The organism is Paenibacillus cellulosilyticus (assembly GCF_003182255.1).
Lineage (GTDB): Bacteria > Bacillota > Bacilli > Paenibacillales > Paenibacillaceae > Paenibacillus_T > Paenibacillus_T cellulosilyticus.
The window spans coordinates 285796-296669 of the sequence record NZ_QGTQ01000002.1 but is presented as its reverse complement, the minus strand read 5'-3'; the positions used below and the strand labels follow the sequence as shown (position 1 = coordinate 296669).

At 49.7% G+C, this 10874-nt stretch carries 7 protein-coding genes; all 7 read left to right on the top strand.

Annotation, left to right across the window (positions count from 1 at the left end):
- Positions 1-2479, top strand: a 2479-nt coding sequence (locus tag DFQ01_RS30960) for an SDR family NAD(P)-dependent oxidoreductase (RefSeq protein WP_181394736.1), incomplete at its 5' end; no start/stop codon positions are given.
- A 27-nt stretch (positions 2480-2506) separates the two neighbouring features.
- Positions 2507-3376 carry a 3-hydroxyacyl-CoA dehydrogenase family protein gene (locus tag DFQ01_RS03950; RefSeq protein ID WP_110042577.1) on the top strand — a complete coding sequence of 290 codons (870 nt, stop codon included), beginning with the start codon at positions 2507-2509 and terminating at the stop codon, positions 3374-3376.
- A gap of 23 nt (positions 3377-3399) precedes the next feature.
- Positions 3400-3645 (top strand): acyl carrier protein, encoded by a 246-nt coding sequence (locus DFQ01_RS03945; protein ID WP_245946513.1) that lies wholly within the window; start codon positions 3400-3402, stop codon positions 3643-3645.
- A 33-nt stretch (positions 3646-3678) separates the two neighbouring features.
- Entirely contained in the window at positions 3679-4818 is a 1140-nt protein-coding gene (locus DFQ01_RS03940) for an acyl-CoA dehydrogenase family protein (RefSeq protein WP_245946512.1), read from the top strand.
- A 25-nt stretch (positions 4819-4843) separates the two neighbouring features.
- Complete coding sequence (locus DFQ01_RS03935) at positions 4844-5887, top strand: HAD-IIIC family phosphatase (protein ID WP_110042576.1); 1044 nt, start codon at positions 4844-4846, stop codon at positions 5885-5887.
- 17 nt (positions 5888-5904) lie between these two features.
- Entirely contained in the window at positions 5905-7179 is a 1275-nt protein-coding gene (locus DFQ01_RS03930; protein ID WP_110042575.1) for an ACP S-malonyltransferase, read from the top strand.
- A gap of 81 nt (positions 7180-7260) precedes the next feature.
- Entirely contained in the window at positions 7261-10848 is a 3588-nt protein-coding gene (locus DFQ01_RS03925; protein WP_110042574.1) for a non-ribosomal peptide synthetase, read from the top strand.
- Positions 10849-10874: the final 26 nt, after the last annotated feature.

Genomic DNA, 10874 nt, shown 5'->3' with positions numbered 1-10874 from the left:
ATACGTCGTGACAGGCGGACTAGGGGGCATCGGGCTGGAGGTCGCGAAGTATTTGGCGGCCCGGCAGAAGGTGCGTCTCATGATGATCAACCGGACACCGATGCCGGATCGCCGGGAGTGGGCAGGCTTAATGGAAAGCGGCGAAGACGTGGAAGCGTGCCGCAAGATCGAGGCTATTCGGCAGATCGAAGAGTTGGGAGCGCAGGTGGACTGCTTCAGCGCGGATGTGGCGGATCTGCCGCGGATGCGCGAGGTGATAGGAGAGATCCAGGCAAGGCATGGAGCAATCCATGGCGTAATCCATGGAGCCGGTGTCGGCGGTGCGGAGCTGATCACCAATCGCAAGGCGGAGGATTTCCAAGCGGTGTTCTCGCCGAAGGTGCATGGCACATGGATACTGGGCGAATTGACACGGAACGAAAGGCTTGACTTCTTCGTGCTGTTCTCTTCGATCGCGACGGTTCTCAGCGCACCGGGCCAAGGCGATTACATCGCGGCGAACGCGTACTTGGATGCTTTCGCGCAAAGCCGCAGCAATCGCGGCGAGCGGACCTTGGCTATCAATTGGTCCACATGGCGCGAAACGGGAATGTCCGTGAAGCATAACTTTACGGTAGACACCTTGTTCAAATCGATGTCGACAAAGAACGCGATCGAAGGGTTTGATGATGCGTTCCATCGCGACATCTCCAACGTCCTGATCGGCGAGATTCAATATGAGAGCAAAATGATCACGCTGATCGAGAAGTTCCATTTTCAGCTGTCGGACAAAATCAAGGGACGCTTGGAACAGAAGAAATCGAAAATGAAAAAACCGACTGCCCTAAATTCGACGGTCGCCGGAGACATCGTTCTTACCGGTAGAAATTCGGGACAGTACTCGCCGGCAGAGAAACAACTCGGCGACATATGGGGCAGGCTGCTTGGCTTTGAGAACATCGATATTTACGATAATTTCTTCGAACTGGGCGGCGACTCCATTATTGGAGTTAAGATCGTCAATCTTATTTATCGTCAATTTGGTGTAGAGATCGGTGTGGCCGAGCTTTTCAACTATTTGACCATAAACGACTTGGCGGGCTATGTTTCCGACCGGACAAGTATTCCTGCCGCGGAGTCCGCTGAGCAAACCGAGGATAACCAATTGGCGTCGAGCGGCTATCCCGTATCGACTGCCCAAAGGCAGATGTTTACTTATCAAAGGGTGTATCCCGACAGTTTGGCCTACAATGTAACCCGTGCGATTTCCATTCATGGGCAGCTAGATCTGGAGAAGCTGAAGTTGGTCTTGCATGGATTGCTGCAGCTGCATGAAGCTTTGCGCACAACAATCAAAGTTGTGGACGGTGAGCTTCGCCAATTCATCTCGGATAGCGCAGACCTGCCGATCGAGCGATTGGCATGCACGGAGAGCGATATCGTACCAACGATTCTTCGCTGGCGCAGACCGTTCCGCCTTGATGAGCTTCCGCTGATACGCGTGGCAGTCATTCGAATAACGGATGATCGATGTGCGTTGGCGTTCGATATGCATCATGTGCTGACCGATGGCGTTTCGATGGACATCTTAGTGCGTGACTTTATGCAATTGTATGAAGGGATACAGGTACTGCCTCCATCTGCGAGCTACAAAATGTTTGCGTCATGGCAGCAGACCTATATGAAGTCCAACCAGTGTGAGGCGGACAAGCATTATTGGCTGGATATGTATCGGGACGGCGTGCCTGAACAGACAATGCCTGTTGATTTTGTTCGGCAGGGGCCTTTATCTGGAGCAGGCATGACTGTGACGGCTGTGCTTAACGATCAAAGCAGGCAAAAGCTGTTTCAGTATACGAAGAGCACTTCCACTACGCCGTTCATGCTCATGATGACCGCTTATCAGCTCGTATTGGCCCAATATTCTTATCGAGAAGACGTCGTAACGGGAACGCCCGTCGCCGGTCGACCCGGCACACCATTCGAAGAGATCGTTGGCATGTTCATCAACATGCTCCCTATTCGAACGCTGCCCAAACGTCATTTGACGCTAAAGGAATATTCGGAGCAGGTGAAAACGACCTTGCTTGAGGCGTTCAGGCATCAGAATTATCCATTCGACGAACTGGCGGCGAGTCTACAGGCCGGTACAGACAGAAAGCTGTTAAACAACGTGTTCATCTATCAGAACGTCGGCAAAAGCGAGATCGCGATGTCGGACATGATGGTAACGCCGATTGTATTGGACGATGCATCCGTCTCCTATGACATGACTCTGGAGGCGATAGACAAATCCGGTCAACTGCAATTGAATCTGAAATTCAGCACGGATCTTTACCGTCCGGAGACGATGCGGCAGCTATTGTCCGACTATGAAGATCTCCTGATGGCCGTTATCGATTATCCGAACAGGACGATAGGCGACGCCCTTTTTACAAGAGCGCATGAACAACAGACGACGGAGGGTATGAAAGAGCTGGACGTTGATTTTCTATTCTGAACGAAGGAACAGGAGGCGTGATGAAGAGTGAAGATAGGTATCGTGGGAGCAGGCGTTATGGGAACTGGCGTTGCACAAAACGTAGCGCAATCCGGCTATGATGCGATCGTGGTAGATATTTCTCAGGAAGCCTTGGCAAAGGCTAAGCAGGAGCTGCAGCAAACGATTCGTTTTCAAGGGTTATTCAATAAAACGAAGGTAAGCGAGCCGGTGGACACTGTTATGCAGCGTATCACGTTCACCACGAGCATGGACGAACTGGACGATGTGGAATTCGTGATTGAGAATGTGCCGGAGATTTGGGAGGCGAAGAAATCGGTTTATTTGGATTTGGATCGAATTTGCCGGCCGGATTGTATTTTTCTCGTCAATACGTCCTGCATTCCGATTACCCGGATTGCTTCGCTTACCCGTCGTCCTGCATTTATATTCGGCGTTCATTTTATGAATCCGGTTCCGTTGAAATCGACGGTGGAGGGGATAAGGGGCTTTCATACCGGGGAGGAAACGATTGCGAGAGCGAAGCAGTTTTTGGCCTCTTTAGGCAAGGAATGCATCGTGGTCAATGATTATCCGGGGTTCGTATCCAACCGAATCTCTCACTTGTTCATGAACGAAGCGGCTTATGTCGTGCAGGATCAGGTCGCTGACCCGGAAGAAGTGGATGCGATATTCAAGAAGTGTTTTGGACACAAGATGGGACCATTGGAAACCGCCGACCTTATCGGCTTGGATACAGTGGTGCAGTCGCTCGAGATTCTATACGAAAGTTACCAGGATCCTAAGTTCCGCTGCTGCCCTCTGCTCAAAAAAATGGTTTACGCCGGACACTTGGGCAAAAAGTCGGGTAAGGGCTTCTATGCCTACGAAACAGAAGAAGAATTAAGTTTCATATAACTACTTAACGAAGGGGTTGTTTAATGATGGAAGAAAACAAAGTGAAAATCAGAAAGTTTTTATCGCGGTTTTTCAAAAAACATGAGCTGGGTGACGACGAGGACATTTTTGCTCTTGGCTTCGTCAACTCGCTGTTTGCGATGCAGCTGATCATGTTTCTAGAGAAAGAATTTGAGCTTGCCGTTGATCCTCAAGATATGGACTTCGCAAACTTCAAAACCATTAACCTTCTCGCTTCCTTTGTAGAGAAAAAGACAGTAAAGGTCTAAAAAATAGACTCTAATATTGGAAAGGTCGGCTTAATGATGAAAATCGAGTTGAGTGATGCCCAGCAGGGCTACAAAGAAAGTTTCCGGCATTTTGCCGATAGCTATATCGTTCCTTATGCGCAAAGGCATGACGCGGAAGAACGAATCAGTGAGGAAGTACTGGACCGACTCATCTCGGCAGGCTACTTAGGTTCGATGCTGCCGACTTCATTCGGAGGCATGGGCTTGGATATGGTCACGGTCGGCCTCTTGAATGAGGAAATCGGCAGAGGCTGCTCGGCCGTACGCAGTTTGCTTACGGTGCACGGAATGGCTGCACTCGGCATATTACGCTTTGGAACAGCGGATATGAAAGCCCAATGGCTGCCCCGAATGGCGTCCGGTAAAGCGATAGGAGCGTTCGCATTATCCGAACCGGAAGCGGGCAGCAACGCAGCTGGCGTAAAGACGACCGCAACGCGCACGGCAGGAGGCTTCCTTCTTAACGGCTGCAAGAGATGGATCACGATGGGGCAAATCGCCGATCTATTTATTTTATTTGCGCAATTGGACGGCAAGCCAACCGCATTTCTGGTTGAAAAGGCGAATGCGGAAGGTTTGACAGTGAATAAGATGAACGGCTTTCTTGGGGCGAGGGGTTCCATGATCGCGGAGCTCCAGCTGAATGACGTGTTTGTTCCGGAAAGCCACCTGCTTGGCAAAGAGGGCATTGGCGTATCGCATGTTGCGCTCTCGTGCCTCGATTATGGCAGATACACCGTTGCTTGGGGCTGCATAGGAACAGCTCAAGCGAGCCTGGAGGCGAGTTTGCATTTTGCCAAAGAGCGGGAGCAATTTGGTCAACCGATTGGCAGCAACCAATTGATTCAAAAAATGATTACGGAAATGGTCGTAACGGTCAAGTCTGCTAGACTGCTCTGTCTGCAAGCCGGATACCTCAAAGACATCGGCGATCCTGATTCGATTATGGAAACATGGAATGCCAAATATTTTGCTTCGCTTGCTGCGAATCAGGTATCGGGCCATGCGGTTCAAATTCATGGGGCACGAGGCTGCCATCAGGATTTTCCGGTCGAACGGTATTTCAGGGATGCCAAAATCAATGAGATCATTGAAGGCTCCAGCCAGATGCATGAAGTAATGATTGCCAATCATGCGCTGCAAGCGCTATGACTGAACAAACAAAGGGGATATCGCAATGGAGACGAAGGTGAAACAGAAGAAGCTTAAACTCGTGATATGGGATTTGGACAACACGATCTGGAATGGCGTCATATTGGAAGACGATTCGGTCGTGTTACAGGAAGGCATTCTTGACATCATTCGTGAACTGGATAGCCGCGGCATCCTTCAGTCGATTTCCAGCAAGAACGATCACGCTGCTGCATTTGCGAAGCTGGAGGAGCTTGGAATAGCGGAATATTTTCTGTATCCGAGAATCAATTGGAACTCGAAGTCCTCTTCCGTCAAAGGTATCGTAGAGGACATTAATATCGGCATGGATACGGTTGCCTTTATTGACGATCAGCCGTTCGAGAGGGAGGAGGTTCAATCGGTTCTTCCCGAGGTGCTGTGCATCGATGCGGCAGACATTGCCGGTCTGCTTGATCGAGAAGAGTTCATGCCTTTGTTTATAACCGAAGATTCCAAAAATCGGCGGCACATGTACATGAGCGACGCGAAGCGGAAATCAGCAGAGGAGGAGTATGAGGGTCCTCAAGAAGAGTTCCTTGCTTCCTTAGATATGAAGCTGACGATCTCTCCTGTCACGGAAGACGATCTGCAGCGCGCTGAGGAATTGACGGTACGGACACACCAGCTGAACTCGACCGGTGTCACTTACTCTTATGAGGAGCTCAACGAGCTTAGACATTCGCCTGATCATACGCTGATTATCGCCGAGCTTGAGGATATCTACGGGAAATACGGCAAGATTGGGCTTGTTCTGCTAGAGTGCGGAGAAACAGAATGGAAGATTAAGCTGCTTCTTATGTCCTGTCGTGTCATGTCTCGCGGCGTGGGCTCGGTGCTCATTGCCTATATTATCAAGTTGGCTAAAGAGAAGGGCGTCTACCTGACTGCAGATTTCGTGCAAACGGATAGAAATCGAATGATGCATATTACGTATAAGTTTGCGGGGTTCAAGGAAATCGAGCACAATGGCAATCATATCGTATTTGGTCATGATCTATCGTTTAACCAGGCCTTTCCTACTTATATGAAGGTCGAAGTACAACAATAAGCTGGCGGGGTGTGAATATGGAGAAATTGGCATTTATTTTCACGGGACAAGGCGCCCAGTTTTCGGGTATGGGTAAGCAGTGGTACGACGGTTTCGCTGTCGCACGACAAACCTATGAGGAAGCGTCGGAGCTTTCGGGCGTTAATCTGGCGAAGTTATGTTTTGAAGGCTCGTTGAGCGAGTTATCAAAGCCGGAGCTCATCCAAATCGCACTCGTTACAACGAGTATTGCAGGTTACAGAGCCTACAGGGAAGAGATCGGCATAGCGCCCCACTTTGTGGCGGGACACAGCTTGGGCGAGTACAGTGCGCTTGTGTGCGCCGGTGCCCTCAGTTTCGGTGACGCGATCAAACTAGTTCAATTGCGCGGCTCTCTGACAAAACAAATTATGGATAGCGATATCGGAGGGATGACGATAGTCGATGGACTGCCGGCAGAGGTGGTGGAAGAGGAGATTCGAAATCTGCCGCCAGATGCGGGATTCGTGACAATCAATTGCTACAACTCGCCTAACCAGGTTGCCATCGCCGGACATCAGCATTCGGTGGAAGCTTTGGAAGAGCGGATCGTGGAACGAGATGGTCAGATTTCTCCCCTTCTGATGAGCGCCCCCTTCCATACGCCTCTCATGGAAACGGCGGCAGCGAGGCTAAAGGAGTTTCTTCAAACCTTAACCTTGCATACGTTCCGACATCCTGTAATCTCTAATGTAACCGCTCGTCCGTATGGGGAATCGGCCAACATTGTCGAATTGTTATCCCAGCAATCCATGCGTCCAGTGAGATGGCAGGAGACGATGGCCTACTTGAAACGATTTGGTGTCACGCATGCCGTAGAATTTGGTCCCAAAAACGTGCTCACTAATCTGGTAGCCGCCAATACGCCTGGAATTGAAGCTTTATGTTATGCCATACGCGAGGACCGGAAACAATTGAGCGAGCTGTTCCATGATAAGCATCACTTGCGCAAGCATATTCCTACCGTATTGACCAAATGTTTGGCCGTGGCGGTCTCAACGCCAAACGTCAATTGGGATTCGAAGCAGTTCGAAGAAGGTGTCGAGGTTCCTTATAAACGCCTGCAAGCGATGCATCAAGATCTGGAGGATGCGCAAATTCAACCTACGCTGGAACAGATGGAGCAGGCTTTGACGCTTCTTAAGCAAATCATGGATACGAAGCATCTTCCTGAACAGGAGAAGGTGGACTGTTTCCATCACATTTTGGAAGAGACCGGCACGCAGTACCTGCTCAAGGATACGGTAAATAAATTGAATCTGATGCTTGTGTAAGATACGAAATAGGAGCATTAACCAAGATGTCCTGTATCAATCAGGCGCCGGCATCTTGCTCTGTTAATTGGAGGGAAATCAATGAATAAAGAGGCGAAGTCTGCTGTGTTGCCGCCTCCGGTCGATCAGGACGCGCATTATTGGCATTTTCTTCTGAACAAAGGCGGGAAAATAAGCAAGTTTCCGCACGAGGGCAGCTTTCATCCATCTCGTGCAAATGCGGCCTCTGAAACGTTGGCGTATCCCGTTCCGGACAAGGTTTTTGAGCGATTAAAAGAGCTGTGCCGGCAGTCTGACTACGGTCTATACATGTTCGTTCTCGCAGCCGTACAATACGCCATGTTTCGATATACACGAGACGAATACATAACGATCGGTATGCCTCGCTTTTTGGAAAATCGCCAAGAAGAGAATAGGACACCGATTCTTCTCGTACAGACGCAGGCGATGCTGACTTCTGCGCCCAAAGATCTGATTTCCCTTACAAAAGCTGCGATTCAGGAAGCCGTGAAGCATGACCGTATATCGCTTCGCTCGTTGGGCGATATGGCGGGGATTGAATACGATGCATCGGGAAAGTCGGTGATCGACACCGTGGTATCACTTGATGCGATCCACGGTACGCGACATCGGGATTTCGTTTCCTCCATCAGTGAATTTGCATTCCATACTACGGGCGGGCATTTGGAGATCCACGCTTCATTTATGCCTGAAGCGTATGCGCAGGAGACGATAGCGCGAATTGTCGCGCATATCGTCAGGACGATTACTTATTTTACGGAGCAGCCTGCCGCTTCCCTAAGCGAATTCGAAATCGTGACGGAGGAAGAAAAAGCTTTCCTAATGGCCGCCGGAACTCCGAATCCGGGGAGCCGCCACACCTTGGTGGAACAATTCGAGCACATCGCAGAACAATATGCGGAACATACAGCTCTCCGTTTCCAGACGAATCAGTGGACGTATCGAGAGCTTGTGCAGCAATCGGACCGCATGGCCTCCCACCTTGCCGAGCAAGGCGTAAGGCCGGGGCAAATCGTAGGCATCTTGTTGAGCCGTTCTGAATCGCTGCTGTTCGCCATACTTGGCGTGCTTCGACTGGGGGCGGCCTACCTGCCGATCGACCCTGCGCTTCCCCGTGAACGTATCGCATATATGCTTGAAGACAGCAAAGCTTCATCTGTCATTACACAGACACGGCATCTTTCTGTGCTGGAGGGAATCGGCGCGATATCCGTTAATATCGACGGGTTAGATGAAGCAGTACCAAACTTCACGAGGCGCACGTCGCTTTCCGAGGCCGATCTGGCTTATCTGATTTACACGTCCGGCTCTACAGGCAACCCCAAAGGGGTAATGATTTCCCATGGCGCGCTCAGCAGTTTCATCGCAGGCATTTCCGCCAAATTGGCTTTGACGGCGGGACGCTCAATCGCGGCCCTAACGACCGTAAGCTTTGATATCTCCATACTTGAATTGCTGGTGCCCTTGGCAAAAGGGATGAACGTCGTTCTGGCTGACGAAGAGCAGCAAAGAGATGCTCGGAAGCTCAATCGCTTCCTGAGCGATAATGACGTGGACATCGTGCAAATGACGCCATCACGGCTCCATTTGTTATTGAACGGGGGAGCGGCAGAAGGGCTTCAATCCGTAAAGGAGCTGCTTGTAGGCGGAGAGGCTGTTACCAAAGAGCTGGTGGAGCGCATGAAACCGTATCCGCACATTCAGCTCTACAATATGTACGGTCCCACAGAAGCGACCATTTGGATTACAGCCAAACCGATCAAGCATGCGGGAGACTTGATGCTCGGCGATTTTTACGATGAAGTAATCGTTCAAGTCAGGGATTCCGATTTGCAGCTCGCGCCGGTGGGCGTGGTTGGCGAGCTATGTATTGGAGGGCCTACGCTTGCGCAGGGATATTTGGGAAAGGAAGAGCTTACCGGCTCCAAATTTGTCGCTGACCCGTTGCGGGAGGGCGAAATCATTTATCGGACAGGCGATTTGGCGAAAAAAAACGTAAACGGCGAAATTGAATTTTTGGGCAGAGCCGACTATCAAGTGAAGGTGAATGGTTACCGAATTGAACTCGGCGAAATCGAAGCTCGGATGCTGGAGCATCCGAATTTGACGAATGCTTGCGTCATTCATAAGCAAACGAAGGCGTCCTCCAGCCTTATTTGCTTTGCAGTAACAGACGGGCACGTAGATAAGTCGGAAATGGCTCTGTTTTTGTCCGAGCGGCTCCCGTCCTATATGATTCCGAGCGATTTTGTAGTTCTGTCGCATATTCCGCTGACGCCGAATGGCAAAGTAGACAGGCACGCATTGGATAAAATTCCTCTTGCGGAAGATGGGGTTTCGGTGCCGCCGCAAACCGATATTCAGAAAAAGCTGGTGGCGATCTGGAAGCAAGTGCTTGACGTGAATGAGGTGGGGATTAACCACAACTTCTTTCAATTGGGCGGTCATTCCGTAAACATGATTCAACTAGAAGTGGAAATGGAAAATCAACACTTATCCATTCCCATTCGTCTGGTGTACGAACGGAGAACCATTCAAGAGATTGCAGAGTGGATGGAAGACCATCCGGAAGGAGCCGCGGAGATTGCGGATGCCGACTATGATTGGGTGGATCATCGGGACCAAGCGAGCGAGGGCACATTGCTCTTTCATGAAGAGCAGGAAACGATTGCGGCTAATATATTGCCTTATAACGATTATTTTTATAAGAGCTGCTTCTATAATTCTTTGTTTCCCGTTATTAACCATCATCTGCAATCCGTTCTGCCTTTCCTGGTCAACGAAACGCAAGCTTTATTTCAGAAAAAATCCGATACTGTGCTTTGGCGTCCGGTTCAGTATCATTCGGCCATAGAGGAAGTGGAAATGCTCCGGCAGCTAGGCATTTCCGCGCAATCCGATGGCAAAGTTGATTTTGTCTGCGACAAAATTATGGATGACCTTCGTAACAAAAGATTGCCTATCATCTGGATCGATACCTTCTACTCTTCGATCAGACAAGACACTTACCAGAAGCTGCATTGGCCTCATTCCATCTTAATATTTGGCGCCAACGAAAAGAAGCGTCTATTTTACGTGATCGAGCACACCTATCGTGAATCCTTGTCCTATCGGCAAAGAGCGATGCCTTTCGAAGATGTGGAACAGGCATACAGAAGTTACGCTGCGTGTTATGCAGATGGAAATGACGATTACTTCTCCTACTCGCTTGATTTTACACCGGCAGCTCCCACTATCGCGCAAATGAGGCATACCTATTTAACGAATGTAAGGAATCATGCAGAAACGATAGAACGTGGAATTGTTCATATTGACTTATGCGCTGAAGCGGTCGGGCTCTATTTGCCTGAATCAGCACAGCATTCGGAGGAGTCACAATACCTCCTCGAAACCTTCAATGAGATATACAACGTCAAGCTGATTCAATCTTTTATTGCACAATCGTTGTTAAGCCCATTGGAGTATGAACAGTTGTCCATGCCCGTTCTTCTTGAGAAATGGATGGCAATCCGAAACCTTACGGCCAAATCGTTTTTCTCGAAACGGATCTCGGAGAAGAAATTAAAGCATTGCATCCAATTGCTGCAGGAGATCAAGGATGAAGAGAGCAGAATCCACGATATGATCGGCAAACTACAATTGAACTAAAGCCGGGGTGAAAAAATGATTCAGGT